The organism is uncultured Sphingomonas sp., assembly GCF_936927845.1.
In the GTDB taxonomy this organism is placed as follows: domain Bacteria; phylum Pseudomonadota; class Alphaproteobacteria; order Sphingomonadales; family Sphingomonadaceae; genus Sphingomonas.
In genome coordinates, this window is sequence record NZ_CAKZHV010000004.1 from 13,675 (window position 1) to 40,289 (window position 26,615).

General features: G+C 67.5%; 34 protein-coding genes. 30 read left to right on the plus strand and 4 right to left on the minus strand.

The genetic code is table 11. The features are described 5' to 3' along the window. Positions 1-1,800, minus strand: coding sequence for a terminase family protein (locus Q0579_RS01280; protein ID WP_298808324.1), 1,800 nt, complete (start codon positions 1,798-1,800; stop codon positions 1-3). Positions 1,801-1,967: 167 nt separating this feature from the next. On the opposite strand from Q0579_RS01280, the gene Q0579_RS01285 reads away from it, so the two are divergent. The 26 genes from Q0579_RS01285 to Q0579_RS01410 all read left to right on the plus strand — a co-directional run bounded on the left by Q0579_RS01285 (position 1,968) and on the right by Q0579_RS01410 (position 20,693). Then, positions 1,968-2,849 (plus strand): GPO family capsid scaffolding protein, encoded by an 882-nt coding sequence (locus Q0579_RS01285; RefSeq protein ID WP_298808327.1) that lies wholly within the window; start codon positions 1,968-1,970, stop codon positions 2,847-2,849. A gap of 45 nt (positions 2,850-2,894) precedes the next feature. After that, positions 2,895-3,959, plus strand: coding sequence for a phage major capsid protein, P2 family (locus Q0579_RS01290; protein ID WP_298808330.1), 1,065 nt, complete (start codon positions 2,895-2,897; stop codon positions 3,957-3,959). 40 nt (positions 3,960-3,999) lie between these two features. Beyond that, the gene (gene gpM / locus Q0579_RS01295; RefSeq protein ID WP_298808332.1) at positions 4,000-4,770 is read left to right on the plus strand and encodes a phage terminase small subunit; all 771 of its coding nucleotides are present in this window, start codon (positions 4,000-4,002) and stop codon (positions 4,768-4,770) included. Positions 4,771-4,881: 111 nt separating this feature from the next. After that, positions 4,882-5,091 (plus strand): hypothetical protein, encoded by a 210-nt coding sequence (locus tag Q0579_RS01300; RefSeq protein WP_298808334.1) that lies wholly within the window; start codon positions 4,882-4,884, stop codon positions 5,089-5,091. After that, positions 5,088-5,564, plus strand: a complete 477-nt coding sequence (locus Q0579_RS01305) for a head completion/stabilization protein (protein ID WP_298808337.1) — start codon at positions 5,088-5,090, stop codon at positions 5,562-5,564. The genes Q0579_RS01300 and Q0579_RS01305 overlap by 4 nt, the downstream gene beginning before the upstream one ends. Then, entirely contained in the window at positions 5,564-5,794 is a 231-nt protein-coding gene (locus tag Q0579_RS01310; RefSeq protein WP_298808340.1) for a tail protein X, read from the plus strand. The genes Q0579_RS01305 and Q0579_RS01310 overlap by 1 nt, the downstream gene beginning before the upstream one ends. 2 nt (positions 5,795-5,796) lie before the next feature. Then, positions 5,797-6,165 carry a hypothetical protein gene (locus tag Q0579_RS01315; protein WP_298808342.1) on the plus strand — a complete coding sequence of 123 codons (369 nt, stop codon included), beginning with the start codon at positions 5,797-5,799 and terminating at the stop codon, positions 6,163-6,165. After that, a complete protein-coding gene (locus Q0579_RS01320) occupies positions 6,162-6,797 on the plus strand; it encodes a glycoside hydrolase family protein (protein WP_298808344.1) in 636 nt (211 codons plus the stop codon). Before Q0579_RS01315 ends, Q0579_RS01320 begins: the two co-directional genes overlap by 4 nt. Further along, a complete protein-coding gene (locus Q0579_RS01325) occupies positions 6,797-7,264 on the plus strand; it encodes a hypothetical protein (RefSeq protein WP_298808346.1) in 468 nt (155 codons plus the stop codon). The genes Q0579_RS01320 and Q0579_RS01325 overlap by 1 nt, the downstream gene beginning before the upstream one ends. Before the next feature lie 13 nt (positions 7,265-7,277). Next, on the plus strand, positions 7,278-7,499 hold the full coding sequence (locus tag Q0579_RS01330; RefSeq protein WP_298808349.1) for a hypothetical protein: 222 nt from the start codon (positions 7,278-7,280) through the stop codon (positions 7,497-7,499). Beyond that, entirely contained in the window at positions 7,496-7,978 is a 483-nt protein-coding gene (locus tag Q0579_RS01335) for a phage tail protein (protein ID WP_298808351.1), read from the plus strand. Before Q0579_RS01330 ends, Q0579_RS01335 begins: the two co-directional genes overlap by 4 nt. Beyond that, positions 7,975-8,430 carry a phage virion morphogenesis protein gene (locus tag Q0579_RS01340; RefSeq protein ID WP_298808354.1) on the plus strand — a complete coding sequence of 152 codons (456 nt, stop codon included), beginning with the start codon at positions 7,975-7,977 and terminating at the stop codon, positions 8,428-8,430. Before Q0579_RS01335 ends, Q0579_RS01340 begins: the two co-directional genes overlap by 4 nt. Before the next feature lie 76 nt (positions 8,431-8,506). Further along, on the plus strand, positions 8,507-9,364 hold the full coding sequence (locus Q0579_RS01345) for a baseplate J/gp47 family protein (protein WP_298808355.1): 858 nt from the start codon (positions 8,507-8,509) through the stop codon (positions 9,362-9,364). Beyond that, entirely contained in the window at positions 9,354-10,004 is a 651-nt protein-coding gene (locus tag Q0579_RS01350; protein ID WP_298808356.1) for a phage tail protein I, read from the plus strand. Before Q0579_RS01345 ends, Q0579_RS01350 begins: the two co-directional genes overlap by 11 nt. Beyond that, positions 10,001-11,044 (plus strand): hypothetical protein, encoded by a 1,044-nt coding sequence (locus Q0579_RS01355; protein WP_298808357.1) that lies wholly within the window; start codon positions 10,001-10,003, stop codon positions 11,042-11,044. Before Q0579_RS01350 ends, Q0579_RS01355 begins: the two co-directional genes overlap by 4 nt. 3 nt (positions 11,045-11,047) lie before the next feature. Continuing rightward, complete coding sequence (locus tag Q0579_RS01360; protein WP_298808360.1) at positions 11,048-12,832, plus strand: hypothetical protein; 1,785 nt, start codon at positions 11,048-11,050, stop codon at positions 12,830-12,832. Between the two features lie 13 nt (positions 12,833-12,845). Continuing rightward, on the plus strand, positions 12,846-13,613 hold the full coding sequence (locus tag Q0579_RS01365; protein WP_298808362.1) for a hypothetical protein: 768 nt from the start codon (positions 12,846-12,848) through the stop codon (positions 13,611-13,613). 75 nt (positions 13,614-13,688) lie between these two features. Continuing rightward, positions 13,689-14,243 carry a phage baseplate assembly protein V gene (locus Q0579_RS01370; RefSeq protein ID WP_298808364.1) on the plus strand — a complete coding sequence of 185 codons (555 nt, stop codon included), beginning with the start codon at positions 13,689-13,691 and terminating at the stop codon, positions 14,241-14,243. Positions 14,244-14,248: 5 nt separating this feature from the next. Next, positions 14,249-14,602 (plus strand): GPW/gp25 family protein, encoded by a 354-nt coding sequence (locus Q0579_RS01375; protein WP_298808366.1) that lies wholly within the window; start codon positions 14,249-14,251, stop codon positions 14,600-14,602. A gap of 14 nt (positions 14,603-14,616) precedes the next feature. Continuing rightward, the gene (locus Q0579_RS01380) at positions 14,617-15,789 is read left to right on the plus strand and encodes a phage tail sheath subtilisin-like domain-containing protein (protein WP_298808368.1); all 1,173 of its coding nucleotides are present in this window, start codon (positions 14,617-14,619) and stop codon (positions 15,787-15,789) included. 44 nt (positions 15,790-15,833) lie between these two features. Then, entirely contained in the window at positions 15,834-16,343 is a 510-nt protein-coding gene (locus tag Q0579_RS01385) for a phage major tail tube protein (RefSeq protein WP_298808370.1), read from the plus strand. A gap of 53 nt (positions 16,344-16,396) precedes the next feature. After that, positions 16,397-16,735, plus strand: coding sequence for a phage tail assembly protein (locus tag Q0579_RS01390; RefSeq protein WP_298808371.1), 339 nt, complete (start codon positions 16,397-16,399; stop codon positions 16,733-16,735). A gap of 8 nt (positions 16,736-16,743) precedes the next feature. After that, positions 16,744-16,863 (plus strand): GpE family phage tail protein, encoded by a 120-nt coding sequence (locus Q0579_RS01395; protein WP_298808372.1) that lies wholly within the window; start codon positions 16,744-16,746, stop codon positions 16,861-16,863. A 1-nt stretch (position 16,864) separates the two neighbouring features. Beyond that, on the plus strand, positions 16,865-19,276 hold the full coding sequence (locus Q0579_RS01400; protein ID WP_298808373.1) for a phage tail tape measure protein: 2,412 nt from the start codon (positions 16,865-16,867) through the stop codon (positions 19,274-19,276). Further along, positions 19,276-19,662, plus strand: coding sequence for a phage tail protein (locus Q0579_RS01405; RefSeq protein WP_298808375.1), 387 nt, complete (start codon positions 19,276-19,278; stop codon positions 19,660-19,662). Before Q0579_RS01400 ends, Q0579_RS01405 begins: the two co-directional genes overlap by 1 nt. After that, on the plus strand, positions 19,659-20,693 hold the full coding sequence (locus tag Q0579_RS01410) for a contractile injection system protein, VgrG/Pvc8 family (RefSeq protein WP_298808384.1): 1,035 nt from the start codon (positions 19,659-19,661) through the stop codon (positions 20,691-20,693). Before Q0579_RS01405 ends, Q0579_RS01410 begins: the two co-directional genes overlap by 4 nt. Positions 20,694-20,697: 4 nt before the next feature. Here the strand turns inward: Q0579_RS01410 and Q0579_RS01415 are convergent, their stop codons facing one another. The 3 genes from Q0579_RS01415 to Q0579_RS01425 all read right to left on the minus strand — a co-directional run bounded on the left by Q0579_RS01415 (position 20,698) and on the right by Q0579_RS01425 (position 22,614). Continuing rightward, positions 20,698-20,931 carry a hypothetical protein gene (locus Q0579_RS01415; protein ID WP_298808386.1) on the minus strand — a complete coding sequence of 78 codons (234 nt, stop codon included), beginning with the start codon at positions 20,929-20,931 and terminating at the stop codon, positions 20,698-20,700. 100 nt (positions 20,932-21,031) lie between these two features. Continuing rightward, positions 21,032-21,703, minus strand: a complete 672-nt coding sequence (locus Q0579_RS01420) for a hypothetical protein (RefSeq protein ID WP_298808388.1) — start codon at positions 21,701-21,703, stop codon at positions 21,032-21,034. Between the two features lie 77 nt (positions 21,704-21,780). Then, positions 21,781-22,614, minus strand: coding sequence for a S24 family peptidase (locus Q0579_RS01425; RefSeq protein WP_298808390.1), 834 nt, complete (start codon positions 22,612-22,614; stop codon positions 21,781-21,783). On the opposite strand from Q0579_RS01425, the gene Q0579_RS01430 reads away from it, so the two are divergent. The 4 genes from Q0579_RS01430 to Q0579_RS01445 all read left to right on the plus strand — a co-directional run bounded on the left by Q0579_RS01430 (position 22,602) and on the right by Q0579_RS01445 (position 26,602). Beyond that, positions 22,602-22,958, plus strand: a complete 357-nt coding sequence (locus tag Q0579_RS01430; RefSeq protein ID WP_298808391.1) for a hypothetical protein — start codon at positions 22,602-22,604, stop codon at positions 22,956-22,958. The genes Q0579_RS01425 and Q0579_RS01430 overlap by 13 nt on opposite strands. After that, positions 22,955-23,440: a hypothetical protein gene (locus Q0579_RS01435; RefSeq protein ID WP_298808393.1), complete on the plus strand. Its 486-nt coding sequence runs from the start codon at positions 22,955-22,957 to the stop codon at positions 23,438-23,440. Before Q0579_RS01430 ends, Q0579_RS01435 begins: the two co-directional genes overlap by 4 nt. Beyond that, positions 23,437-23,775 carry an ogr/Delta-like zinc finger family protein gene (locus Q0579_RS01440; RefSeq protein WP_298808395.1) on the plus strand — a complete coding sequence of 113 codons (339 nt, stop codon included), beginning with the start codon at positions 23,437-23,439 and terminating at the stop codon, positions 23,773-23,775. The genes Q0579_RS01435 and Q0579_RS01440 overlap by 4 nt, the downstream gene beginning before the upstream one ends. A gap of 79 nt (positions 23,776-23,854) precedes the next feature. Continuing rightward, positions 23,855-26,602, plus strand: a complete 2,748-nt coding sequence (locus Q0579_RS01445; RefSeq protein ID WP_298808397.1) for a toprim domain-containing protein — start codon at positions 23,855-23,857, stop codon at positions 26,600-26,602. Positions 26,603-26,615: the final 13 nt, after the last annotated feature.

Genomic DNA, 26,615 nt, shown 5'->3' on the forward strand with positions numbered 1-26,615 from the left:
TCAGAAGATCTCCATCGTCGCGGTCGGGCGTTCCTTGCCGTCCAGCGGTTCGTTCAACAGGATGTGCATGATTGACCAGGCGAGATCGGCGTGGCCGTCCTCGCCACCGCGGCCGGCCTTGAAGGTCAGGCTGCGCCCGCTCGGCGTAATCGTCTTCTTGATCGAGACGAACGACGAGATGACGTCGAGCCAGCCGCTGTCGAATGCCAGGCGCCCGCGGCTGACGACGTTCTGCGCCTTCATCACCATGAGCTGCTTCTGCTCGATCGAATATTCGATCTTCGTCACGCCGCGCACGCCGCTCTTGGCGAGCAGCTGGTAGACGCCGGCGCCGATACCGGTCGCGTCGACACCGAGGTAGGTGCAATTGTAGCGAGACAGGATGTTGGTGATGAACGTCGCCTGCTGCTCGAAATCCATGCCGCGCAGCGAATGGCGCTCGAGCAGGCGGAACGTGCCACCTGGCGCGCTCGGCGGGGCTGCGATCGTCAGCGACGCATTGTCGCCGGTCTCGCTGTTCTGCGGATCATACCCCGCCCACACCGCGCGCTCGCCGTATGGCCGCGCCGCGTCGGGGTCGAAGTCGGGCCATGCCTCCAGCGTGTCGACGCCGCATTTGACCAGCTCGTTGAACCGAAATGCCGACTGGCTGTCATCCACGAAGTCGCACATGAACAGGTTGGCGAACTCGTCGGGCGCATATTCGTCTTCCAGCTCGGCGATGTCGAACAGATCGCAGCCGGCTTCTTCCGCGTCGCGGATGTTGACGATGTGGCGCCAAATCCGATCCGGGCCGACTGCGCCGGTCACCAGCGCCGCATGGCTCACGTCCAGCTCGACACGGTCTTCCTTCTTCCGGCGTCGATTGCGCCGCTCGCCGGTCCAGTACGGATAGGCGGGATGCAGCACGGTTGATGGCGTCGAGAAGTAAGTTTTCCGCCATTTTTTGTGCGTCGCCATGCCCGAGGCGACCTTGTTCAGCTCCTCGAAGCTGTGGACCCAGAAGAACTCGTCGAAATAGAAATTGCCGTGCCGCCCTTGCGCGGTGCGAAAATTGGTGCCGAGGAAATGCAGCTCGGCCGCGGGTTCGTCGGCCGAACGCAGCTCCGACGTGATCAGCATCGGATCGCCGGTCAGCGTCACGTCGACCAGCTTGGCGAACCCGACGATGTACGAGCGGAACTGGTGCGCCTGTGCCTTCGACGCGGACAGGAAGATTTGGTTACGCCCGGTGTCAATCGCGTCGATCAGCGCCTCGAAGGCGAAATAGTAGGTCGCGCCGATCTGGCGCGACTTCAGGATCATGCGCGTGCGTTGCGACAGCGCGGCGAACCACGCCTCCTGGTACCCGTAGAGCTGGTCGAGGAAGATCTCGCGCAGGCGCTCGGCCTGTTCGGCGGTAAAGTGGTTCTTCTTCGCTTTCGGCTTGCGTTCGCCCGCGTTCCGGTTGGCGACCTTGTCGTTAAGGTCGCCCGAATGCCCGCCCGGCGCCTCGTAGCGGCGTACCTTTGCCAGGCTCTCGACCTGCCGCCGTAACGCGTCGAGTTCGGTGTAATCTCCGCCGGTCTTCTTGTCCTTGCAGATCAGCACCATCAGGCGCGTCTCGAGGCAGTCCTCGAGCTTGCGGATCGACGGCGCGTCATCCCAGCGGTCGCGCCTGCCCCAGCTCTTCACTGTGTCGCGGTTGAGCTGCAGCTCGTCGGCGATCTGCCCGTAGCTCCACCCGCGCCAATACAGGCTGCGCGCCGCGTGGCGGCGGTCCTCGGGGGCGAGTGTCAGGGGATCGGCGAGGATCGACATGGGCCGGAGCCTAGCCACGGCTCCGCGCGCCCTGCCCTAGCCGGCTCTTGTAGAAAGCAATTCAACAAGAGGGCGCGCTTGAGAAGCCGCGCCCTTCGGTCCCTGTTCGCGACGCTGACGCGGTCGCTCGCCGCGTGTCTTTACCGGACCCGAGGACCAGACCGACAATGGCCAAGACCCGCTTTTTCCGCATCGCCGTCGAGGGCGCTACCGCGACCGACGGCCGCACGATCACGCGCGACATGATCGATCAGTCGGCAGCCGCCTACAACACCGAGACGTACACCGCGCGCATTAACTGCGAGCACATTCGGGGGTTCAGCCCGCAACCGCCGTTCAATGCTTATGGGTCCGTGCTGGCGGTGAAAGCCGAAGACTTCAGCATCGAGATCGACGGTAAGGCGCAGACCAAGCGTGCATTGTACGGTCAGTTCGACGCCAACGATCAGATGGTCGCGACAATCAAGGCCGATCAGAAGATCTTCACCTCATGCGAGTTCCAGCCGGACTTCGCGAAGACGGGCAAGTTCGGCCTGGTCGGCCTCGCGATCACGGACAACCCCGCAAGCCTTGGCACCGAGGCGCTGAAATTCTCGGCGTTCAAGCCGATGTGGGACGCACGGAAGTCCGACCCCGCGAACTTCTTCTCCGCGTCGGAAGAGAACCAGTTCGCGCTCGAGGTGCCGGCTGCGACCGAGCAGGCCGATGCAGCAGCGGTTGGCGCGTTCGCTGCCATGAAGTCGTTCTTCGAGCGGTTCACCTCGGGTGGCACGACCCAAGCCGCACCGGCGACGCCGCCCGTCGTCACGCCGCCCACTCCGCCCGCCGGCTCGACCACGCCCGCGAACGACAACTTCGCACAGGTGACCGAGGGACTCGGGTTGATCAACGCCAGCCTGACCGCGCTCAACACGAAGGTCGACCGTGAAATCAGCAGCATGCGGGGCGACTTCACTGCGCTCACGACGCGCCTGTCGAACACCGAGGCGCCCAACGCACCGCGTCAGCTCGCGACCGGCGGTGCTGACGGCCTCAAGACCGACTGCTGATCGGCAGCGACCGCCCTCCTTCTCCTCGCACCATCGGGACACACCATGCGCAACAAGACCCGCATCGCTTTCACCGCCTACGTCAGCCAAATCGCGCTGCTCTCCGCCGTGCCCAGCGCGGCCGAGAAGTTCACCGTCGACCCCTCGATCGCGCAAAAGCTGGAGGAGAAGACCCAACAGTCCAGCGAGTTCCTGACCAAGATCAACTTCGTCACGGTCGCGCAGCAGGAAGGGCAGAAGGTCGGCGTCGGCATCACGTCCTCGATCGCCGGGCGCACCGACACGTCGAAGGGCGAGCGCCAGCCGATCGACCCGACCGGCCTGACCGCGACCAGCTATCGCTGCGAGCAGACCAATTTCGACACCGCGATATCCTACGCAAAGCTCGACGCTTGGGCGCACCGGCCCGAGTTTCAGACCATCGTGCGCGATGCGATCGTCAAGCGCCAAGGTCTCGACCGCATGATCATCGGCTGGAACGGCACGCACGTCGCGAAGGATACCGATCGCGTCGCGTTCCCGCTGCTGCAGGACGTCAACAAGGGCTGGATCCAGCATACGCGCGAGGACGCGCCGGCGCGGATCGTGTCGGACGGTGAGCACTCGGGCGACCCTGGGCAGGCCGGGCACAAGCCTGCGATCTTCGTGTCGGCGACCGGCACTGCCGATTACGTCAACCTCGATGCTCTGGTGTTCGACGCGCTGCAGCTACTCGATGAGCAGCATCGCTCGCGCACCGACCTCGTTGTCATGGTCAGCGACGAGCTGGTCCACGCGAAAAAGTTCGCGCTGATCAACACCGCTGGCGACAAGGCAACCGAGCAGATCGCGCGCGACGTGCTGCTGCTGCAGGACAAGATCGGCGGCAAGCTGGCCGCGGTGGTGCCGTCGTTCCCCAAGGGTACCGTCGTGATCACCACCTACGACAACCTCTCGATCTACAACCAGGACGAGACGCGTCGCCGCGCGATCATCGACAATCCGAAGCGCGACCAAGTCGAGAACTTCGAGAGCGTCAACGAGGCCTATGTCGTCGAGGATTACGGCCTGATCGCGATTTACGAGAACATCAAGATGGAGGCGGCGCCCGAGGCGCCCGCCGGCGCGTAAGCGCCGCTCCCCGACGTAGCCCGCCCCCACAGGACACGCCATGAGCCTCGCTCTCAAGCACCGGGATCGCACTCTCGCACTGCAATCGGCGTCTGCTCCTGCCTCCGGGGGCGGGCTCACCCCCTCCTCTGCTCGCCGCACGTCGATCGATCCGGCAGCCGGGCAGATCAAGCTACGGCTGCGCCACGACGCGCAGCGGCTGAAGCAAATCAAGGCGACTAGCGCCAAGATCCTCGCCAAGCGCGACATGCTGCCCGAATACCGCGCCTGGTGCGACGGACTGCTCGAGGCCGGACGCATGACGATCGGCAACCAGCTCGGCGCTACCGACGCCGACGACGTGCTGCCGACGATCATGGTGTGGTCGATCGATGTCGGCGATTGGGCGCGCGCGCTCGAACTGGCCGAGCACGTGCTGCGCTTCCACATCGAGCTGCCGACCCGGTTCAAGCGCGACGCGGCGACGCTGCTGGTCGAGGAGTTCGCCGAAGCCGCCATGCGCGACCAAGCACTCGACATGCGCTTTCCGCTCGACCTGCTCTACCGGATCGAGGAGCTGACCGCCGGCATCGACATGCACGACGAGGTGCAGGCGAAGCTGCAGAAGGCGATCGGCGTCGAGCTAGTCCACGCCGCCGGCGAAGCCGAGGCCGACCTTGCCCGCCCGACCATAACCAACGCCATCACGCGGCTCGAGCGCGCGCAGTCGCTGCATGACCGCTCCGGCGTGAAGACGCACATTCGCGGATTGCGCAAGGCGCTCGCCGCCCTGCCCATATCCGACCAGGACAATGCCGGCACGTCCGGCTGACCAGCTCGCCCCCGGCGCTCGGGGACGGATCGCGCGAGGCGGGAGACCTTCGGGTTGCAGGGCCGCTCTTCGACCCGGTCCCCACCCCCGTGAACTTCGAAGGACCGCACCATGATCGCCACTCTCGCCCTTCTCCTACTGGTCGCGCTGCTCGGCCTGGGCGCGTTCGCGGTGCTTGCCGGCGCTGTCATCGCCATCATCGCGTCGCCTAGCGATCGTCCGGTCGAGCTGCCGCCACGTGCAGCCGGCATCGCGCTCATTCTGGTCGGTCTGCTCACCTTCGTGCAGGCGTCCATGCTCGTGGCGGAGCGTGTCGCTTGACCGATCTGATTGCGACCGTCCTGCCCGACGACGACGCGCCGCCCGCCGCGCTGATCGTCAACGACGGCTTCTTCCCCGATGTCGACCCCGCGGCATTTCGCGAGCAGCTGCGCGTGCGCGAGAGCGTGACCGACCCGCGCGCCCGCGAGGCGCTGATCGCCGCGATCATGGGTGTGGGCCGCGATCTCGCCACCTGGTCGGTGACACAGCGCGCATCGGGGCACACCCGGCTCGCCGACGTGCCCGCACCGAAGATCGACGGCACCAGCCGCCTCGAGTTGCTCTACCGCCGTGCCGTCTTCACGCTGGCCAAGGCCGAGCTGGTCGAGCGCTACCGCGACGTTGAGCTGACACCGCGCGGTGACCGCAAGGCCGAAGATCTCGACCCGAGCGTCAGCGAGCTGCGCCGCGATTCGCTCTATGCCATCCGCGACATGCTCGACGTGACCCGCGTCGCGGTGGAGCTGATCTGATGGCCGGCGCTCCGCTCGACACGGCGCGCGCGCGCGAGGGTGACACGCTCGACGCGCTGATCTGGCGCGAGCGCGGTCTCGGCCCCGCCGATCTGCCCGCCGTGCTCGCCGCCAACCCCGGCATAGCCGCGCTCGGCCCGACCCTGCCCAAGGGTCTCGTCGTCAACCTGCCCGCCATCGCCGCGCCTGCCACCAGCGTGCGCACCGATGTCGTCAACCTGTGGAACTGACGATGGACAAGCACCTTCACGACGCCGGCGCTGCCATGCTCGTCTTCCTCATCGGCCTGCTGCCGGCCGCGCTCGGCGCCGCGGTCAGCCTCGCCTACGAACAAGCGCTCACTTGGCGCACCGGCTGCATGCAGTTCGTCGTCGGCGTGACGGTCAGCTACTTCGCCAAGCTCGCCTTCATCGCCGCCTGCGCCTTCTACTGGCACACAGCACCCGACCCGTATGTCGAGCAGGCGGTCACCTTCACCCTCGGCATGATCGCCTTCAAGGCCGCGCCGCGCTTCCGCGACGGCGTGATCGAGATCGTCGTCGGGCTGCCCGACGCGCTGCGCAACGCCGTGCCCTTCCTGCGCCGAAAGGATCCGCAATGACCAACAAGCCCGCGGCATCGCCCGCGCCCGCGCCCACGCGAAAGCCTGCGCCGAAGAAGCTCGCTGCCGTGATCGGCTCCGCGGTAGGCGCGGTGCTGCTGTTCGTCGGCGTGCCGCGTGAGGAGAGCGGCCGCACCGTCGCCGCGACCATCAACCCCGACCAGAGCGTCACCATTCGCCACGTCAGCGGCAACCAGCACCTCGCCGCCTATCTCGACATCGTGAAGGTTGCGACCGCCTGCGACGGCGTCACGCGCGGTGTGAAGGCCGGGCAGCGCTTCACCGTTGCCGAGTGCGATGCCATGAACGAGCGCGAGCTGGTGGCGCACGCCGAGCCGGTGATCGCCTGCATACCGTCGCTCTACGGTCGACCCTACCAGGCGGCAGCCGCGATCGACCTTGCTTATAACGTCGGTACCGCCGGCGTCTGCCGCTCCAGCCTGCCGCGCCTCGCCGCGGCGGGCACGTGGCGCCCGTTCTGCGACAAGCTGCTCGAGTTCAACCGCGCAGGCGGCAAGGTAGTACGTGGCCTGCAGCTGCGGCGGCGGCGCGCATGGGAGGCGTGCGTCACCGGCATCGTCGCCGGCAAGACGCCCGCCACGCTCGACGCCCGCGTTAAGGCGGTGCGCTGATGCGTGCGCTGCTCGCCAAGATGAAGGCCGAGATCGGCTTTCTCGTGCTGCTCGTGGTCGCGGTCGCCGGCTGCTGGATGTACGTGCAGATGCGCAATGCACGTGATGATCGCGACAGCTTGCAGCACGCGGCCGAGCTGCTGTGCACCGCGGCAGGGCAGCCGTTCGCGGCCGAGGGGAAGCTGGCGCGGGGTGTCGCGTGTCAGTCCCGCATCGCCGCTCTGTCCAAGTTTGAGAGCGACACCGCCACCGCCTCTGCAGAGACGCTTACCAAGGCAATGGCCGCGCACGACGCGCGCCAGCTCGCCGATAACCTCGCCGCCCGCGCCGCGGCCGAAGCCGCGCGTGACGCCGCGCACCGCATGGAGAACGCCGATGCCGAAGCCGAACGCCGCAACCTCGTTGATCGTGAGTGGACTGCTGCTGTCAACGGCGTTGCCGGCCTGCGCCCCACGCTCGCCCGTTGAGGTGGAGAAGCCGGTGCCGATCGTGGTGCCGGTCAGGCAGACGCCGCCCGCCGAGCTGCTCGCGTGCGCAGAGCGCCCGACCGGCCTGCCCGAGGACGCCGACCTGGTCGCGCAGATCCCAACCAAGCTCCGCGCCGGCATCATCCGCATGGCGCGCGCATTTGGTGCCAACGCATCGCGGCTTGATCGTCTGATCGAGTGGACCTCGCCGGGCACCTGCGCGAGCCCGAAGTGAAGAAGCTCGCCGACCTGCGCGCGCACCTGATCGCGTCCGTCGCCGTCATCAAGGCCGATCCGTCCAAGATGGAGGTCTTCGTCGACAAGGGCGACGTAGCGGTGCGCGCGGGGTCGCTATCGTTCGAGTACGGCTACACCGCCTCGATCTGGGTGCAGGACTTCGGCGCCAGCATCGACACGCTGGTCGCCCCCCTGCTCGCCTGGATCGCGGCAAACCAGCCCGATCTCTTCGAAAAGGGCGACCGCAAGCCGTTTACCTTCGAGTCCGAACTCCTCGACGCCGACACCTGCGACATCACCATCACGCTTGCGCTGACCGAGCTGGTGCGCGTCGAGCAGCAGCCGCGCGGGCTGCGGGTCACGCACCTTCCCGAGCCCATGATGACCGACGCGTTCGCCGGCGTGCCGACCGGTACGAAGATGTGGGCGGGCTTGATCGACGCCAGCGACGCCCCGCTTGAGCTGGTGACCGCGTGAACGACTTCGCCCCGATCGAGCAGCTATGCCGCGACCTGCTGTTGCGCGTTGGCGCGGCCGAGCGGTCGAAGCTCATGCGCGCGATCGGCCGCGAGATCCGCAAGAGCCAGTCGGATCGCATCGGCCGACAGCAGGAACCCGACGGCGCCGCCTTCGCGCCGCGCCGGCCGAAGAAGCTGCGTGCCAGCAAAGGTCGGCTTCGCGCACAGAAAATGTTCCGCAAGCTCCGCATGGCCAAGAGCCTGCGCGCAGGCGGGAACGGCGACGAGGTGTGGGTTGGCTTCGGCGGTCGCGCCGCGCGCATCGCCGCGATCCACCAGCTCGGCCTCTCCGACGCGCCCGCACCTGGTCAGCCGAAGGTTCGCTATGCCCGCCGTGTGTTGCTCGGCCTGACTGATGCCGAGCGCGAACGGGTGCTCGATCTAATTCTCGACCATGTCACGCCGGCCTGACGCGATCTTGTAGAAAGCGTTTGAACAAGAGCGCGCCCTCGCCACGCGCGCGCGTCGCACCCGACATGGCCGCGCCATGCCCGCGCCCGCTTCCAGCTCCGTCGACCTGTCGCGTCTTGCGGCCCCGACGATCGTTGAGCAGCTCGACTATGAGACGATCCTCGTGGGCCTGATCGCCCGCGTGCAGGCGCAGCTGCCGAGCTTCGACGCGACCGTCGACAGCGACCCAGCGGTCAAGGTGCTGCAGATCGCCGCCTACGAGCAGATGATGCTGCGCGCCGACTTCAACGACCGGCTGCAGCAGCGCTTGGTCGCCTACGCGACTGGCTCCACCCTCGATCATATCGGTGCCGCGATCGGCGTGGCGCGGCTCGCCGGCGAGAGCGACGACGCACTGCGCGCCCGCATCGTGCTCGCACCCGAGGGCTTCGCCGCGGCCGGACCCGAACTGGCGTATGTGAAGCGCGCGCGCGACGCCTCCGCGCTGGTGCTCGATGCCAGCGCCACCAACCCCGCACCGGGAGAGGTGCTGGTGACCGTGCTCTCGGCCGAGGGCGACGGCAATGCGTCGGACGAGCTGCTCGACGCCGTGCGCAAGATCGTCACCGACAAGGCGGTGCGCCCGCTCGGCGACCTGGTCACGGTTGTGTCCGCCACGCTGGTGCCGTTCGTCGTGACCGCCCGCCTGTGGACCTTCGCCGGTCCCGACGCCGCGCTCGTCCTCGCGTCCGCGCGCGCGAAGCTCGACGGCTACATCGCCGATGCGCGCCGGCTCGGCCGCGACATCACGCTGTCGGGCCTCTACGCCGCGCTGACCGTCGAGGGCGTCCAGCGCGTCGAGCTGATCGCGCCGATTGCGCCGATCGTCTGCGACGCCACGCAGGCGGCGCTGTGCACCGCCATCACCGTGACCCACGCCGGCTATGACGACTAGCCTGCTGCCGCCCAACAGCACGCCGCTCGAGCGCGCGCTCGAGCAGGGCGTGCGTATCCTCGCGCTCGACACGCCCGCCGACGTGATCGATGATCCCCTCGCCTGCCCGGCCGAGCTGCTGCCGTGGCTCGCCTGGGGCGCGTCGGTCGACAGCTGGGATGCCGACTGGTCGGAGGCCGACAAACGCGAGGCGGTCGCGTCATCGATCGCCATGCACCGCATCAAGGGCACCCGGCTGTCGGTCGAGACCGTGCTCGCCCGCTTCGATCGGCTGGCACAAGTGGTCGAGTGGCACGAGGCGAGCCCTCGCGCCACGCCGCATACCTTCGATGTCGTAATCCCAATGGTGCTGCCCGATGGCACCGCGCCGGGTGGTCGCCGCGCCAGCGCCGCCTTCGCCGACGCGATCATTCGCGAGGTGTCGCGCGTGAAGCCGCTGCGCGAGCAGATGCGCGTGGTGCAGCAGGTCGCGGTCGCGGGCGCGGTCGGCATCGAAGGCGTGGTGCGCGCCGCCTCCTACACCCGCTCTGACGCCGACATGACGATCGACACCTCGCTCGATTGGGCAGCCATGCTGCAGACCGAGGATGGCGAGCCGATCGAGGCCGGCGACGGCAGCTACCTGGACACGACGCCATGACCGCGCTCAAGCTCATCATGACCACCGCCGGTCTCGGCCGCTTTACCGCGGCGCAGGCCGACGACGACATCGACCTGACGATCGCGTCGGTCGGGCTGACCGCGGCCGCTTTCGTTGCCGCGCCGACGCTGACGGACCTGCCGGGAGAGTTCCGCCGTCTCACCAGCGTGTCGGGATCGGTCGAGGCGCAGGACATCGTGCACCTGACCGTGACCGATGACGAGGCCGTCACCTATTCGGTCACCGGCTTCGGCCTGTTCCTCGCCGATGGCACGCTCTTCGCGGCCTACAGCCAGCCCGGCGCGATCGCGGAAAAATCGTCCGGCTCGATGATGGCGCTCGCGATCGACATCGCCTTCCCGGTCGCTGGCGTCGAGCAGCTGACCTTCGGTCCGACCAACTTCCTCAACCCGCCGGGCACCGAAGCACGCAAGGGCGTAGTCGAGCTGGCGACGTTTGCCGAGGCACAGGCAGGTGACGCGCTTCGTGTCACTACCGGAGCGGTGGTCAAGGCGATGATCGCGGACGTTGTCGCCGCGGTGATCGAGGCGGTCGAGGGGCTCGCCGCGCGCACGATCTACGGCAGCGGGCTGGTCAAGGGCGGCGGTCGCAACGACACCAATCGCACGCTCACCGTCGACGCCGCGACCGGCGACGACGTGCGCGACGGCACCGCACTCGACATGGCGGTGACGCCGGCCGCGCTAGCCGCGGCGGGTGTGATCTACGTCGTGCGCAGCAATCTCGCCGCCCAGGCCGGCTACCGCGAGTGGAGCGATGGTTACATCGAGCAGTGGGGCTACGTCGACGGCGCGGTCACCGGTGAACCGGCGATCCCGATCGCCTTCGCAATCCCCTTCAAGGAGGAATGCTTCGGTGTCAGCGGCACCGTGCGCAACACCGCGCAGTCCACCTCGGGCAGCCACCTGGTGCAGGAGGTCAGCGTGTCGCTCAACGGCGCCGTCGTCTTCCTGCAATCCGACAACTCCAACACGCAGGACGCGGCTGGCGGCTTTCGCTGGCGCGCCACGGGACGCTGACGCATGGCGAAGATTTCCGCGCTTCCAGCCCTTGCCTATCCGAGCGGCGACGAGACCGTGCCCGTGCTCATTGACGGCGAGACGCGACGCGCTCGCCTGGGCGCGCTGCTCGACCCCTACCTCGACGCCACCAATGCGGCAGCGGATCGCGCTGTTGCTGCCGCCACGCTCGGACTGCGCACGCCCTACCCGGTCGTGAACGGCAAGCGGATCGTCCTGGCGCGCGGGATCGACGCCGATGGTTACGCGGCGTGGGCGATGGATGAGGAGGGTCGCGTTTATACCAACCCCGGCGCCGATGGACGCATCCGGGTCTACACGCACCTGCCGATCCTGCGCGGCCTGGTCGACGCCGATGGCTATGTCGCGGGTGCCGTAGGGGCTGGCGATGCAGGCGACAGCCTCGATCGCACGGCGTTCGATGATGGCCCGGCGGGTGCGCGCGACGTGCTGGTGATCGACGGCGCGCAGCGTGCCGCCCGCGTCACTTACCTCGACGGTGACAATCGGCAGCCGCGCCTGGCGGGCGACCTGCTCGCCTGGGTGAGCGGCAGCGCTGCCGCTGTCACGCGGCGCACGCTCGACCTGTCGCGCCGGCCGCGGCTGCTCGCCGGCATCACCGACCTGTTGCTGCTGCCGTGGTACGGGCAATCGAATTCGACCGGCTTCGTCGCCGGTGCCCTCGACCTCGACCCACTCGATCCCGGCCGCGCGATCTCGTTTTCGGAGCGCGGCTCGCAACTCGGTCCCGCCTACGTCGACCCCACGGTGCCAGTGCCGGCGCTCGACGATAGCGCATTTGCTGCCACCTACGATCTGCGCGGTGCCGAGGCCGAGCGACGCGGTCTCGGCATGCGCGCCGCACACGCGCTGCTCGCGGCCTCTCCGGCGTCGACGGGCGTGCTCGTTTCATCGCACGGCATCGGTGGCCGTGCCTACGCCTCGCTGCGCAAGGGCACCGTGCCTTATGCCAACCTCCTGCGCACCCTCGTTGCCGGCAAGCTGCAGGCGTGGTCGGCCGGCATGAGCGCGCGCGTTCCGGCGCTCATCATGGTGCACGGCGAAGACAATTACGCCGACGCGAGCGCCACGTATCAGGGGTATTTGGCCGAGTTCGGCGCCGACATCCTCGCCGACGTGCGCGCGATCTGCCTCGATCCCGCGGCGTCGCCGAAGATCCTGCTCGCGCAGCCGTCGAGCTGGACGAACTACGGTGCCGCGACCGCGACCTCGGGCGTGCCGCTCGGCCAGATGGCGGCGATGCTCGCCGACCCCGCGCTCTACGCTGTCTTCACCCCCCTCTATTTCCTCCCGTATGCCGCCGACGGCATTCACCTGGCGCCCGAGGGCAACCGTCGTCTCGATGCGCTTGCCGGCCGGGCGGGCGCGCGCGTCCTGCGCGGCGGTGACGGCGCCGGCCTCTACGCCACGGGAGCGACCCGCGACGGCACCAGCGTGACCGTCGACCTTCACGTGCCCGACAATGCCGCGCTCGCGATCGACACCGCGCTGGTCAGCGATCCGGGGCAGCTCGGGCTCGTGTACCGCGACGCCGGCGGTGCGTCGGTCGCGATCTCCAACATCGCGGTGAGCGGCAGCAAGCTGACGCTCACCCTCGCTCGCGCGGTTGCGGGCACGCTCGGCTTCGCACTCGAAGGCGTGCCGGGCGCGAAGGCCGGCCCGACCACCGGTCCGCGCTGCTGCATCCGCACGATTTCGACCGACATCGCGCCCGATGGCACCCCCTTGCACGACTGGATGGCACATTGTGCCGTCGCGGTCGCCTGACTGGAGACACTTTATGCCCTTGTTCGAAGGCGAGCCGCTGCCTGCCGGCGGCACCTATCCGCCCAGCTTCCGCGCCGGCATGATCCGCATCGACGTGTCGGGGTACCAGCGCGATCTCGCGCGGATCGGCGATGCCGCAGGCGTCACCCACCTCTTCGACCCTGCGGTGCTTTCCGGTGGCATCGTCCCTGACCGGGCGGCGCTCGGCGTTTCCTGGTCGCTCGCCGGCGCCGCTACCGCAGCGCCGTCGCCTGCCTCGATCAATGGCAGGCCCGCGCTGCGCTTCGATCACAATGCCACCCGCTGGTTCCGCTCGAGCAGTCTTCGCCCGGCCGGGTCGTTCAGCGTTATCATGGCGTGGGAGGTGTCGGACGCGGACGCCGCGGTGCTCCCCTCGGTGCTGTGGGGGATCGGTCCTGCCAATCCGCCGGTCGGACACGTGCGCTACCAGGACGGGCAGCTTCGCTACCTGTCGACCAACGTCGACGCCGATGGCGTGATACAGTCCGGCATCGCACCGGGGCAGCGCATCGCGATATTCTCCTACGATGCCGACACCGCCACCGGCGCGGTGATGCGTCGTGACGGCTCGATCGTATCCACCCCGTTTGCCGCACCGCCGTCAGACACCGCCTGGAACATCGGCGGATGGCAGGACGGCTACTCCGCCTCGGCGAAGATCGGCCTCACCGCGATCAGCACGCGCCCGCTCGCCAGCGCCGCTTGGCGCGCGCTCGGGAAAGAGCTGATCGACTGCATCGCGGCCGAATACGGGATCTGAAGTAGCGCTCTTGTAGAAAGCGATTCAACAAGAGCGCGGACTCGCCTCTGCCGGTACCCCGCGCATGGTCGCGGCATGGGCGAGCTTCCCGACCTACAGCGCCTCATCGGCGACCTCGCGCGCGAAGGCACTGTCGTGTCGGTCGACCTTACGGCCGGCACTGCACGCGTGCAGCTCGCCGACGATCTCGTCACCGGCGACATCCCCTGGCTGTCGCCGCGCATGGGCGACACCCGCATCTGGTCGCCGCCGAGCGAGGGCGAGCAGGTTCTTGTGCTGGCACCGGAAGCCGACGTTGCTCGCGGTATCATCCTCGGCAGTCTGTCTAGCAACGCCCGCCCGCAACCCGCGAGCGACACCAAGACGCTGATCGACTTCACCGACCAGGCGCTCATCGGCTACGATCCGGTGGCGCATGCGCTTACCGCCTACCTGCCCGCCGGCGCGACCATCGTGCTCGTCGCCGATGGAGGCATGCAGCTGACCGGGAATCTCGCCGTCGACGGCCAGATCACCTCGACCGGCAAGATCGTCTCGGACACCGACGTGATCGGCGCCGGCAAAAGCCTGAAGGATCACGTCCACGTCGCGGTGCAGGCGGGTCAGGGGCTGTCGGGCAAGCCGCAATGAACGGCATGGACCGCACCACGGGCACTCCGCTCGCCGGCGCCGAACACCTCGCGCAGTCGATCGGCGACATCCTGGGCACGCCGATCGGCACCCGTGTTGCGCGTCGCGAGTACGGCTCGCGCGTGCCCGAGCTGCTCGACCAACCGAACAACGCAGTCGGTCGCACGCGCATCTTCGCCGCAGCCGCGCTCGCGTTGCTGCGCCAGGAAGGGCGCGCGCGGATCTCGCGCGTGATGCTCTCGCCCGGCGACCAGCCTCACGAGGCGGTGCTGACCGTCACCGGGCGCCGCACCGACGTTGCCGGCAATCCGGCCTTCTCCGCCTCCACCACCATCCGCGCCCTGTCGGCGCTCGCCTGAAAGGTCACCTTCGCATGAGCTTTATGCACGGCATCAACGTCGCCGAGGTCAGAAACACCCAGCGTTCGATCGCGATCGTCGCTACCGCCGTCATCGGCCTGGTCGCCACGGCGCCAGCCGCGAACGCAGCCGACTTCCCGCTCGACACGCCCGTCAAGGTGACCAACCTCGCCGATGCCATCACCAAGGCGGGCGCGGGCGGCACGCTGCGCACCGCGCTGACCGCAATCAAGGGTCAGGTCGACGCGCCCGTCATCGTCGTGCGTGTCGCGCCCGGTGCCGATGCCGCTGCTACTACCGCCGCGATCATTGGCCAGGATGAGGCGGGTGTGAAATCGGGCATGCAGGCGCTGCTCACCGCCTCGGCGCAGCTCGGGCTGCAGCCGCGTATCATCGGCGCGCCCGGTCTTGAGGACGAGCTGGTGACCGAGGCGCTAGTCGCGGTCGGCGAGCGACTGCGCGCGCGCGTCTACGCCGCGGCGATCGGCGACGACCGGGGCGAAGCGATTGCCTATCGAGGTCTCTTCCCCGACGCGCGTGCGCTCACCTTGCTGTGGCCGGGCGTTACCGCGCCCTATGGCGAGGCCGGCGCGAGCGTTCCCGTACCCGTCGCTGCGGTCGCGATGGGCGCGCGTGCCGCGATCGACCAGGCGCAGGGTTGGCACAAGACGCTCTCCAACGTGCCGCTCGCCGACATCGACGGCCTGACCGCCGGGGTCACCTTCGACATTCAGGACGCGGAATGCGACGCCAACGTGCTGAACGCCAGCGAGCTGGTCACCGTCGTGCGCATCGCCGGCGACCTCCGCTTCTGGGGCAACCGCACCTGCGCCGACAAGGGCAGCGACTTCGCCTTCGAGAGCGCCTGCCGCACCGCGCATATCCTCGCCGATTCGGTCGCGCTCGGGCTGGTGTGGGGCATCGACAAGCCGCTCGTGCCCAGCCTCGCGCGCGACATCGTGGAGGAGATCAACGAGCTGTTCCGCGCCGAGAAGCGCGCCGGCCGCATCCTCGGTGCCGTTGCCACCTTTGATCCGGGCAAGAACCCGGTCGACCAGCTCAAGGCGGGCAAGCTGGCGATCAGCTACCGCTACACCTTCGTGCCCCCGCTCGAGGCGCTCGGGCTCGAGCAGGAGATCAGCGACGAGTTCTTCGCGGACTTTGCCAGTCTGGTTGCCGGCAGCTGACCGACCACACCGCCCTACCTTCCCGCGACTGAAAGGCTGCCGTCATGGCGTTCCCCACCAAGCTCAAGCAGATGAACATCTTCAACGCCGGCGAGTCGTGCCTCGGCGAGGTCGTATCCGTCACCCCGCCCAAGCTCACCCGCAAGCTCGAGGATTTCCGCGCCGGGGGCATGAACCGCCCGGTGAAGGTCGACATGGGCGGCGAGGCACTCGAGATGGAGGCGACCTACGGTGGCCCTATGCGCCGCGTGCTGCGCCAGGCTGCCATGCTGACGCTCTCGGGCGTCCAGCAGCGCTTCGTCGGCGCGTTCCAGAACGACGACACCGGCGCGATCGACACGGTCGAGATCGTCACGCGCGGCCGGCACGAAGAGATCGACATGGGCGAGCTGAAGCCCGGCGAGGATACCGAGTTCAAGGTCAAGAGCCAGCTCTCCTACTACAAGCTTACCTGGAACGGCGAAGTCGTGATCGAGATCGACGTGCTCGGCATGGTCGAGCTCGTTGGCGGCGTCGACCTGATGGCCGGTCACCGCGCCGCGCTCGGCATCTAAGCCGCAGCGCCAGCGCTGCCGCCACTGCTCCCCCTGCCCTGAATGGATTGAACATGGACGATCAGAACAACCCCGCTACGGCGCCTGCCAATTCGGGCGAGCTGGAACTCGAATACGACATCGTCGTCGCCGACAAGGTCGTGATCACGGCCGGCACGAAGGTGACGGTGCGCAAGCCAATGGGTGGCGCGTTGCGCGGCGCGAACCTCGGCGGACTGGTGCGCATGGAATACAACCAGGTCGCGCTCGTCGCGCCGCGCGTCACCAGCCCGGTGCTCCACCCGCACCTGGTCGACGCGATGGACCCGGCCGACGTGACCATGCTGGCGGGGATCCTCGTTGATTTTTTGCTGCCGACTGCGACGAAGGAGGCGCTCTCCCAGGCTGCGTAGAAGACCCGATGGCGGACATCGCCTTCGTCTTCCATTGGCAGCCTGACGCCCTCAACGCGCTCTCCGTCGCCGACCTGATGCAATGGCGCGAGCGCGCTGCGCGCCGCCACAATCCCGAGGGGAAGTAGCGTGGACAGGAACCTGCGCATCCGCATGCTGCTCGAGGCGGGAGACAAGGTCTCCCGCCCGCTGCGTGAGATCGCCGGCGGGTCGACCAAGGCCGCGGAAGGTCTGCGTGCAACCCGCGACCGGTTGAAGGAGATCGACCGCGCGCAGACCAACATCGCCGGATTTCGCGGGCTGAAGGCTGGCCTGCGCCAGACCGAGGGCGCACTGGACGCCGCCCGCGCGCGTGCCGCGGCACTCGGGCGCGAGGTCGCACAGACGCAGAACCCGACGCGCGCGCTCACCCGCGATTTCAATCGCGCCAAGGCCGAGCTGCAGCAGCTCGAGCGCCAGCACCAGGCCGAGACGCGCCAGCTCGGCGAGCTGCGCGACCGGCTGCGCACCGCCGGCATCGCCACCACCGACCTCGCGCGGCACGAGCGCGAACTGCGCCGCGAGGCCGGTCGCACCACCGACGAGCTGCGCGACCAGGAACAGCGGCTCGGGCGTCTCGCCGACCGCGAGCGCCGCATCAACGCCGGTCGCGCCCGCTTCACGCGCATGCAGGGTGTGGCGACCGGCATGGCGGCGAGCGGCGCGGCTGCGATCAGCACGGGCGTCGTCATGGCGGCACCACTGATCGCCAGCGTCAAGGCCGCGCAGGAATACGAATCGGTGATGACCGACATCGGTCAGAAGGCCGACCTGTCGCGCGCCGCGTCGGAGAAGCTCGGCCGCAACCTACTCGTTGCCGCGCGCGCCGCCAACCAAATGCCCGCCGACCTGCAGGCCGGCGTCGATACGCTCGCCGGCCTCGGCGCCAAGGTTCCCGACGCGGTCAGGATGATGACACCGATCGGGCGCGCGGCGACGGCGTACAAGGCCGAGATCGCCGACCTATCGGCTGCCGCCTATGCCGCGACGGACAATCTGAAGGTGCCGATCGCGCAGACCGGCAAGGTGATCGACATCATGGCGACCGCGGGCAAGGCGGGCGCATTCGAGATCAAGGATATGGCGCAGTATTTTCCTGCGCTGACCGCCGCCTATCAGGGTCTCGGGCAGACCGGCAGCTTCGCGGTCGCGGATCTCGCCGCTGGCCTGCAGATCACGCGCAAGGGCGCGGGCGACGCCGCGACCGCCGGCACCAACCTCGCCAACATCCTGCAGAAGATCGCCTCGCCCGCCACCAACAAGGCGTTCGAGAAGATGGGCGTTGACCTGCCCGCTGCGCTCAAGAAGGCCTATGCCGAGGGCAAGACCCCCCTCGAAGCGATTGCCGAGCTGACCAACAAGACGCTCAAGGGCGACCTGTCAAAGCTCGGTTATCTATTCGAGGACGCGCAGGTGCAGCAGGGTCTGCGCCCGCTCATCCAGAACATGCAGCTCTATCGCCAGATCCGCGCTGAGGCGGCGGGTGCGGGCGGCACGACGGACAGCGACTTCGCCGTGCGCATGCAAGACTCGGCCGAGCAGACCAAGCAGCTCAAGATCAACGCCACCACCCTCGCGGTCACGCTCGGCGCGCAGCTGCTCCCGGCCGTCAACGCCGTCGTCGTGCGCGCGACCGCATTCGCCACCTGGGTCGGCGATGTCGCCAACCGCTATCCCGGTCTCACCAAGGCGCTAGGCGTCGGCGCTGCCGCATTCGCCTCCCTGTTCTTCGTGCTCGGCGGTGGCGCGATCGTGATCGCCGGCCTGGTTGCGCCTTTTGCCGCGCTGTCGTTCGCGGCCGGCGCACTCGGCATAGGCCTGCTGCCCGTGATCGGCATCGCGCTCGCCGTCGTGGCGGGCGTCGTCGCGATCGGCGCCGCGGCTTACGCCATCTACGCCAATTGGGGCGCGATCACCGGCTGGTTCGCTGGCGTGTGGTCCAGCATCAAGGCGACCGGCCTCGGCGCGCTCGCCTGGTTCGCCGCTCTCCCTTTGCGGTTTGCGCAGTTCGGTCGCGACATGATCAGTGGGCTGATCCGCGGCGTGCTCGGCATGGTCGGCGCGCTCCGCTCCACCATCGTCGGCGTCGCCAGCTCGGCCGCGAGCTGGTTTGCAAAGAAGCTCGACATCCACTCGCCCAGCCGCGTGTTCGCCGGCTTCGGTGGCAACATCATCGACGGCCTGACCAACGGCATCGCCGCGCAGGAGAGCGAGCCGGTGCGCCGCATGGACAGCCTCTCGCGCCGGCTGTCGTCGGCGATCGTCACGGGCACCGCGGTGCCCGCACTCGCGATGGCGTCGCCTGCCGCTGCCGCCAGCGCGGCCGGCGCTGGCAACGCGGGCGGCGGGCGCACCTACAACATCACCATCAACCAGCAGCCGGGCGAGAACGCGCAGGATCTGGCGCGCGCGGTCGCTGACGAGCTGGACCGGCGCGAGCGCGAGACCGCCGCGCGCGGGCGCTCGAGCTACGGTGACACGCCTGATTGGGAAACCGCCTGATGCTGCTCGCCCTCGGCCTCTTCGTCTTCTCGATCGACACGCTCGCCTTCGATGAGCTGTCGCGGCGCGCCACCTGGCGTCACGCCTCCTCCACCCGCGTCGGCGCGCGCGACGCGACGCAGTTCACCGGACCCGGCGACGAAACGATCAGCTTGCCCGGCACCGTGTTCGCCGAGATCGCGGACGGCGAGGTGTCGGTGGACGAGCTGCGCCGCATGGCAGGCACTGGCGACGCCTGGTCGCTGGTCGACGGGCGCGGCTACGTCTACGGCGCCTTCGTCATCACCACCATCGATGATCGCCGCAAGGCGTTCTGGCCTGATGGCACGCCGCGGCAGATCGACTTCTCCATCGACCTGCTCCGCGTCGACGGCGCCGACGCATGATCGCCAACATCCCTGCGCTGCGCGTCCTGGTCGACGGCACCGACATTACGCCGACGCTGCAGGGCAAGGTGCCGCAGCCGGGCGGCAAGCCGCCGCGCACGCGCCTAGTCAGCCTCGGCATCACCGAAAAACGCGGCGAAGAAGCCGACCAGCTCGACCTCGTGATCGATGACAGCGACGGCGCCGTCGCGCTACCAGCCGATGGCGCGAAGATCCACGTCTGGCTCGGCTGGAAGCAGGGCAGCGACGTGGTGCCCGGGTTGGTCGACAAGGGCTGGTTCATCGTGGACGAGGTCAATCACGATGGACCGCCCGACGTTATCACCGTGCGCGCTCGCGCGGCTGACTTCACCGGCGACCTGAAGACCAGGCGCGAAAAGGCTTGGCACGGCACCACGCTCGGCGCGATCGTCGCCGAGATCGCGCAGGCGCAGGGTCTGACGCCGCGCTGCGCGCCCAGCCTCGCTGGTGTCGCGATCACCACCAAGGCGCAAAACCGCGAGAGCGACCTCGCCTTCCTGCGCCGTCTCGGCCGCGAGCGCGGCGCGGTCGCGAAGATCCTGCGCGGCGTACTGATCCTATCGCCGATCGGCGCCGTCACGACGCCAACCGGCAAAACGCTCACGACGGTGACGATCGCGCGGCGCGACGGCGACAAGCACCAGTTCAGTCGGCAGAAGCGCGAGGACGTACCCGGCGTGAAGGCGACGTGGCACGATCGGAAAGAGGGCAAGCGGCAGCACTTCGTCGCCGGCGAGGCGAAGGGAGCAAAGACGCTCACCAAGGTGTTCGCCAGCGAGGAAGACGCGCAGACCGCTGCCAACGCCGCCAGGGCGCGCGCGGGTCGCGAGCCGGTGTCGCTATCGCTCACCCTGGCGCTCGGCCGCGCGGATCTCCACCCCGAGACGAAGGCGAAGGTCAGCGGCTACAAGCCGGCGATAGATGCGATCGGCTGGCTGGTGACCGAGGTGGCGCACAGTATCGGCGATCGTGGGTTCACGACGCAGGTCAAATTGGAGAGCGCTACGTAGTCGGTCAATCAGACGCGCCTTGTCGATATGTCGGATCGTCTAGACCTGCAAACCAACCGGGCACGGTGCGGTCTTCACCGCCGAAGTCCTCGTTGAAGAAACCCCAGAAATCCAGTGCAGCGTCACGCGCGGTCATATTTCTAGGAATACGATAGCTTGCTGCTACTGCATCGCCAACAAAGCCATGCCACCCAACAACCTTCTGGTCACGCAACATAAACGTCTGCACGATCCACAAGAAATCGGTTCGTTTTGTGTCGTGATTAGCGGCTGACATAATACCTCAGACCTCTACTATTGGCGCACCGGTTCGCCCTACAATCGGCCTGCATCACCGATCAATCCAGCGCCTTTACATCGATCCCCGACTTACCCGCAGCGTCGAACCATTGCGCCACGCACAGCAGGGTGCCCGCCTGCCCGGTCTTCATATTCTCCTGCATTTCACTGACGACGGATGGACGTGCGTCGCCATCCGCGGCTTGCATCGCCTTCTCCATCCCGAGTTGACGATAGATGTACGCGTTCCGGCAAGTGTCCTTCGCCTTGTCGAAGGCGGCTTCACCAGCGTCCGGCAGATCCTCCGGCGCATCCAACTCGCCGATCGTCCCGGCCGCAGCGCGGCAGGCGTCCCGTCCGCCCTGCGCCGCTTGGTAGGTCGCCAGCTGACTGCCGCTGTTAGCGGCCTTGCCGAGAGTCTCGGACGCTTCGTCGCACACCTTCGCCGCGGCCAGCATCTGGCGATAGCGCTGGATAAATTCATCCTTCGCCGCGGCGCTCGCAACGTCGGAAGCGGTCGGGCTCGGCGACGGGGTCGATGATGCGCTGGCACCTGGCTCCTGTGTCGCGACGCTGGCGGGCGACTTGGTCGAGGCAGGCGGTGTCGGCGTGAAGATTACCCCGATGATGAACGCCACCCCACCCCCGATCGCCAGCTTCTTCGCCAGCGGCCTTCGCGACTTGAGGGCGCGGAGCGGCAGAAACATCAACCCGCCGACGATCAGCGTCAACAGCCCCAATGAGCCGATAATCGGTGCAAGAGTTCCCATCTGTATTCCCCCCGGATCGGCTCGATCAAGCCGCAGTCTCAGAACCCCAACGCCTCGTCCCAAGGCATCACACGGTGCACCGCCGACACCTGCGCGTTTGGCACCGCAAAGATCGTGTCGGGATTGTACTGCCGCAGCAGCCACCCACCCGGCCGGCGCCGCACCAACTGCTTGATCAGCACGTGCGTCACTTCCTCGCCGTCGAACGTCGGCCCGCGCAGCTGGACGACCACGTCATCGCCCACCCCCGGCGATCGGCGCGGGTCGACCAGCAGGCGTCGCCCCGAGTCGTGCCGCGGCTCCATCGAGTGACCCGCCACCTCAATCACGTAAAGGTCCGGGCGCCCGGTCACCCCGATCGGCCGCGCCATGCGGTCGATCGGTTCCACCATGTGCACCTCGGTCTGCTCCACGCGGACGATCACCCCCGTTTCGTCGCCGAATTCGAGATCGGCAGCAAGCGCGCTACCGTAGATTGGTAAATCTTTCGGCAGGCGACGGAAGACCTCGGGCTTGATCGCGTCCTCGGCCTCCGGCTTGATCGTGCGCTCGATCGCATTCTCTCGACCAAGCAGCCAATCAGCGGTCGTGCCTAGCTCGGTAGCGATAGCGTCGAGGCGAAGCGCCCCCGGCATTACGCCGCGCTTGATGATGTGCCTCACCGCGTCAGGTTGCCCCGCAGCCGCCATCGAAATTTCACGAGCCGTGACATTCAGCTCTACGAGCTTGGCTGCCAGTCGCTCTCTTAGGATTTCAGGGGCGCCTGTCATAGTGCGGCACATATGCAGCACGGCAGAAGTGCGCGCGAGCGTAATAAAAGCCGTTGACAAGCGCGTAATATATGCCGCACTAACGCGGCATGGACGCAGCATTTGAGAACGCATTGCGAACGATCGCAGCCTCTTATGAGGGCGAAGTGTCTCGCCACGGCGGGAAGTCGCTCGCTCGAGTCGCGACAATCGTCGTCAACAATGGTGCGTTCTTCACGCGTCTGCGCGAGGGAAAGACGTTTACGGTAGCGAACCTCGAACGGTTCGCCTCGTGGTTCCGCCAGTCGGCCAATTGGCCGCTCGACACTATCCCTCACGATGCAGCATCCGCTCTTGCCAGCATGGGGCGCGCTCCTGACAGCCTGTCCATGCCGCACGTCTGCGGCATGGGGCGGCACGCCGTCGCGTCCAATAAGCAGCACGATTTATACTCGAGTGACGCATGACGATCGAGCGCGAACCCGACACCTTCGGCAAGGCGATCCTCCGCGTCATCGATCAAGTCGGCGGAAAGTCCGTGCTCGCCAGCAAGCTCGGCGTGTCGGAGAGCTACATCAGCCGTTGGTCCAACAACGAAGATCCTCGCCTGCCAAACGTCCAGCAGTCGGTACAAATTGACGCAATCTATCGCGAGCACGACGGGGTCGGCGCGCCGATGCACGAGATGCACGAGCTGCTGCTCGATGATATGGCGAGCGAGGCCGCGGGCTGCCGCAGGCTGCTGTTCGCGCTCCTCGGCGAGCTGGTGACGGAACACGCCGACGCCGTCGCCGCGATCCTGCCGCTGACCCAGCCGGGCGCGACACTTCAACAGATTCGACGTGCGTATCGTGAGATCGGACAGGCGCGGGGCGTCATCGGTCAGGTCATGCGCGTCGTAGACCAACTCCTGCCCACCGGGGGGCAGGCGCCGGGGGGAGCCCAATGACGAAGAAGCGAAACTATCCTGCACGAATACCTGCCATCGCCTGCCCGCACTGCCTGACGCGCGCGGTCGCCTATGACTCGGTCGAAATCGACCTTCTCACGCGCGAGATCCGGTTCCGCTGCAGCAACGCCGATTGTGGTCACACCTTCGTCGGTCAGCTCGGGATTTTCCGCACCGTCCAACCCAGCATGATGCCGAACCCCGCGATCAAGCTGCCGATGGGTCAGTGGCGGTCGAAGCCGGCCAACGATGACACCCGCGTGCCGGCCAACGATGACGTGCTGCCCGCCGCGGTCACCGCGCCGATCGACGGCACCGAACCCATGACCGGCTGACCACGCCGCGGCCTCGGCCGCGCACTCCCGCACTGCCCTCCCCGCCTGAAAGCACCCTGCTTTCGGGAACGCCACCCGCTTGCCCGAAGAGATCGCCACCTTGCAGCCCGAGATCCTCCGCGAAGTCACTGCCAAGCTGAAGGCCGATTACGGGCTGAAGGAGCAGGGCCGCTACCTGCGGCAAGGCAAGTGCCCCGCGTGCGACAAGAAGGAGCTCTACACCTCCGCGGACAAGCCTTACGTGCTCCGCTGCGGACGCGAGAACCGCTGCGGGCAGACCTTCGCGGTCAAGACGCTCTACCCCGAGATCTTCGATGACTGGTCGAAGCGGCACGTCAGCACGCCGGCGCAGCCCAACGCCGCGGCCGACGCCTACCTCGCGCACGGTCGCGGCTTCGATCTCGCCGGGCTGCGCGGCGCGTACACGCAGGAGAGCTACGCCGATCGCGAGCTGAATATCAGCACCGCCACCGTGCGCTTCCCGCTCCCCGGCGCACCCGGCACCTATTGGGAACGGCTGATCGATCAGCCCGCCCGCTTCGGCAAGAAGAAGGCCCGCTTCTCCTACGGCGCCAAATACTACGGTCAGTGGTGGTCGATGCCGGGGCACGACATGGCGGCGCTCGCGCAGGCGTCGGGCCTGTGGCTGGTCGAGGGCATCTTCGACGCGATCGCGCTCAACCAGTCGGCCGCGTTCAAGGATCGCGGGCTGATCGCGGTCAGCCTCATGTCGTGCAACAATTATCCCGAGCACGCCCTCGCCGAGCTGCGCCGCGTCGCTGCTGCCGACAACCGCTCCGCGCCCAAGCTCACCTTCGCGTTCGACGTCGGCCCAGCCGGCATCCGCTGGACGCGGGAGTTCGTGAAGCGGTCGCGTGATGCCGGCTTCGCGGTCGGTGCCGCGCAGGTGCGCCCCGATGGTGAAGGCGAGAAGCACGACTGGAACGACCTGCACCAGTCCGAGAAGCTCACCGCCGAAGATCTCGACCTCTACCTGTGGAACGGCGAGGTCACGATCGCGCCGACCGCCGGCGACAAGGCGCAGCTGATCTACGAGCGCGAGCGGTTCGCCCATTTCCCTCTCACCTTCGGCGGTCGCCAGTTCTGGGCCGACTTCTCGCACGAGAAGATCAACGCGCAGCTGCAGGAGTGGCTCGAGAGCGACCACCCCGAACACGCCGAATTGAAAGACATGCCGTTCGAGGAGCAGTGGAAACGCGCGGCTGCCGCGGCGGTGTCGATCGAGGAGCTGGCGAACTGCGTGTTCCGCACGCTCTATTTTCAGCGCGACCCGAACCTCGAGGAGGGGAACTACTTCCTCCGCGTCGACTTCCCGTCCGATCGCGCGACCGTGAAGGCGACCTTCAGCGGTTCGGCCTGCTCGACCAACGGCGAGTTCAAGAAGCGTCTCGCCTCGATCGCGCCCGGTGCGCAGTGGACCGGCTCACAATACCAGATCGACAAGCTGATGCAGCGCCAGTGGGCGAGCATCCGCATGGTCGAGGCGATCCCGCACACCGGCTATTCGATCGAGCATGGCGCCTACGTGTTCGGCGACCTCGCGGTGCACAAGGGTCGCGTACACGAGCCGAACGACGAAGAGTATTTCGTGCTCGGCAAGCAGTCGGTGAAGCTGCGCACCACCGATCGCCTGTTGCGCATCAACTACGACGCCGAGAAGCCGAACCTCGACTGGATCGCGCCGCTATGGACTGCCTACGGTGCCAAGGGGCTGGCGACCACCGCGTTCTGGTGCCTGGCGCTGTTCGCCGATCAGATCCGGCGCAAGCAGGACAGCCTCGGCTTTCTCGAAATGACCGGACTCCCCGGCACCGGCAAAACCACGCTGCTCGAGTTCCTGTGGAAGACCTACGGTCGCGCCAATTACGAGGGCTTCGACCCGACCAAGGCGACCAACGCCGGCATCGCGCGCACGCTCGGGCAGGTCGGCAACCTGCCGGTCGTGCTGATCGAAGGTGATCGTAATCAGGACGTTCCGCACGGCAAGCGGTTCGAATGGGACGAGCTGAAGACCGCCTACAACGGTCGCGCCGTCCGCACCCGCGCCATTGCCAACGGTGGCATGGAAACGTTCGAGCCGCCTTTCCGCGGCGCGATCGTCATCGCGCAAAATGCCGAGGTCGACGCCTCGCCCGCGCTGCGCGAACGCATCATGGCGATCCACTTCGACAAGACGCTGTTCTCGCAGGCCGGCAAGCTCGCCGGCGAGCAGCTGTCGCGCATGGACATGGAAGACCTCTCCGGTCTGATCGTCCACCTTGCGCGCGCCGAGGAGAAGATCCTCGCCGCCTATTTCGACGCCTTCAAGCGGCACGAGGCGCGGATGCTCAAGCATCCCGGCATCCGCAACCAGCGCCTCGCGAAGAATCACGCGCAGCTCGCCGCGATGCTCGACGCCATGCAGCTCGTGATCGGCAATCTGCACGCTGACCAGGTCGACGCCACGCACCGCTTCATCCTGACCATGCTCGAGGAACGGCAACGCTCGGTCGAGAGCGATCACCCGAACGTCGAGTGGTTCTGGGAGCGCTTCGACTATTTCGTCTCACTCGAGAGCGATCAATCGCAGATCCGCATGGATCACAGCCGCACGACGGAAGTGCACGCGATCAACATGGTCGAGTTCGAGCGCAAGTGCGCCGACATGCGGCTCCAAATGCCCTGCACCATCATCGAGCTGAAGAAGGCTCTGAAGGGCAGCAAGCGCCGGAAGTTCCAGGACGTGAAGCCCGTCAACAGCCGCCTCGGCGGGACGGTCAAGTGCTGGGTCTTCCGCAATCCCGACCACGTCCCCGCCCCCCGCTGAAAGGAATCGTGAC

Coding starts and splice junctions, on each gene's coding strand:
- Q0579_RS01425 (WP_298808390.1), bottom strand. CDS start 22,614: ATGCTGCGTCCATGCCGCGTTAGTGCGGCATATATTACGCGCTTGTCA.
- Q0579_RS01315 (WP_298808342.1), top strand. CDS start 5,797: ATGGACAAGCACCTTCACGACGCCGGCGCTGCCATGCTCGTCTTCCTC.
- Q0579_RS01385 (WP_298808370.1), top strand. CDS start 15,834: ATGGCGTTCCCCACCAAGCTCAAGCAGATGAACATCTTCAACGCCGGC.
- gpM (WP_298808332.1), top strand. CDS start 4,000: ATGAGCCTCGCTCTCAAGCACCGGGATCGCACTCTCGCACTGCAATCG.
- Q0579_RS01375 (WP_298808366.1), top strand. CDS start 14,249: ATGGACCGCACCACGGGCACTCCGCTCGCCGGCGCCGAACACCTCGCG.
- Q0579_RS01440 (WP_298808395.1), top strand. CDS start 23,437: ATGACGAAGAAGCGAAACTATCCTGCACGAATACCTGCCATCGCCTGC.
- Q0579_RS01435 (WP_298808393.1), top strand. CDS start 22,955: ATGACGATCGAGCGCGAACCCGACACCTTCGGCAAGGCGATCCTCCGC.
- Q0579_RS01325 (WP_298808346.1), top strand. CDS start 6,797: ATGCGTGCGCTGCTCGCCAAGATGAAGGCCGAGATCGGCTTTCTCGTG.
- Q0579_RS01280 (WP_298808324.1), bottom strand. CDS start 1,800: ATGTCGATCCTCGCCGATCCCCTGACACTCGCCCCCGAGGACCGCCGC.
- Q0579_RS01380 (WP_298808368.1), top strand. CDS start 14,617: ATGAGCTTTATGCACGGCATCAACGTCGCCGAGGTCAGAAACACCCAG.
- Q0579_RS01355 (WP_298808357.1), top strand. CDS start 10,001: ATGACCGCGCTCAAGCTCATCATGACCACCGCCGGTCTCGGCCGCTTT.
- Q0579_RS01395 (WP_298808372.1), top strand. CDS start 16,744: ATGGCGGACATCGCCTTCGTCTTCCATTGGCAGCCTGACGCCCTCAAC.
- Q0579_RS01320 (WP_298808344.1), top strand. CDS start 6,162: ATGACCAACAAGCCCGCGGCATCGCCCGCGCCCGCGCCCACGCGAAAG.
- Q0579_RS01290 (WP_298808330.1), top strand. CDS start 2,895: ATGCGCAACAAGACCCGCATCGCTTTCACCGCCTACGTCAGCCAAATC.
- Q0579_RS01405 (WP_298808375.1), top strand. CDS start 19,276: ATGCTGCTCGCCCTCGGCCTCTTCGTCTTCTCGATCGACACGCTCGCC.
- Q0579_RS01285 (WP_298808327.1), top strand. CDS start 1,968: ATGGCCAAGACCCGCTTTTTCCGCATCGCCGTCGAGGGCGCTACCGCG.
- Q0579_RS01350 (WP_298808356.1), top strand. CDS start 9,354: ATGACGACTAGCCTGCTGCCGCCCAACAGCACGCCGCTCGAGCGCGCG.
- Q0579_RS01360 (WP_298808360.1), top strand. CDS start 11,048: ATGGCGAAGATTTCCGCGCTTCCAGCCCTTGCCTATCCGAGCGGCGAC.
- Q0579_RS01410 (WP_298808384.1), top strand. CDS start 19,659: ATGATCGCCAACATCCCTGCGCTGCGCGTCCTGGTCGACGGCACCGAC.
- Q0579_RS01430 (WP_298808391.1), top strand. CDS start 22,602: ATGGACGCAGCATTTGAGAACGCATTGCGAACGATCGCAGCCTCTTAT.
- Q0579_RS01300 (WP_298808334.1), top strand. CDS start 4,882: ATGATCGCCACTCTCGCCCTTCTCCTACTGGTCGCGCTGCTCGGCCTG.
- Q0579_RS01310 (WP_298808340.1), top strand. CDS start 5,564: ATGGCCGGCGCTCCGCTCGACACGGCGCGCGCGCGCGAGGGTGACACG.
- Q0579_RS01365 (WP_298808362.1), top strand. CDS start 12,846: ATGCCCTTGTTCGAAGGCGAGCCGCTGCCTGCCGGCGGCACCTATCCG.
- Q0579_RS01345 (WP_298808355.1), top strand. CDS start 8,507: ATGCCCGCGCCCGCTTCCAGCTCCGTCGACCTGTCGCGTCTTGCGGCC.
- Q0579_RS01370 (WP_298808364.1), top strand. CDS start 13,689: ATGGGCGAGCTTCCCGACCTACAGCGCCTCATCGGCGACCTCGCGCGC.
- Q0579_RS01390 (WP_298808371.1), top strand. CDS start 16,397: ATGGACGATCAGAACAACCCCGCTACGGCGCCTGCCAATTCGGGCGAG.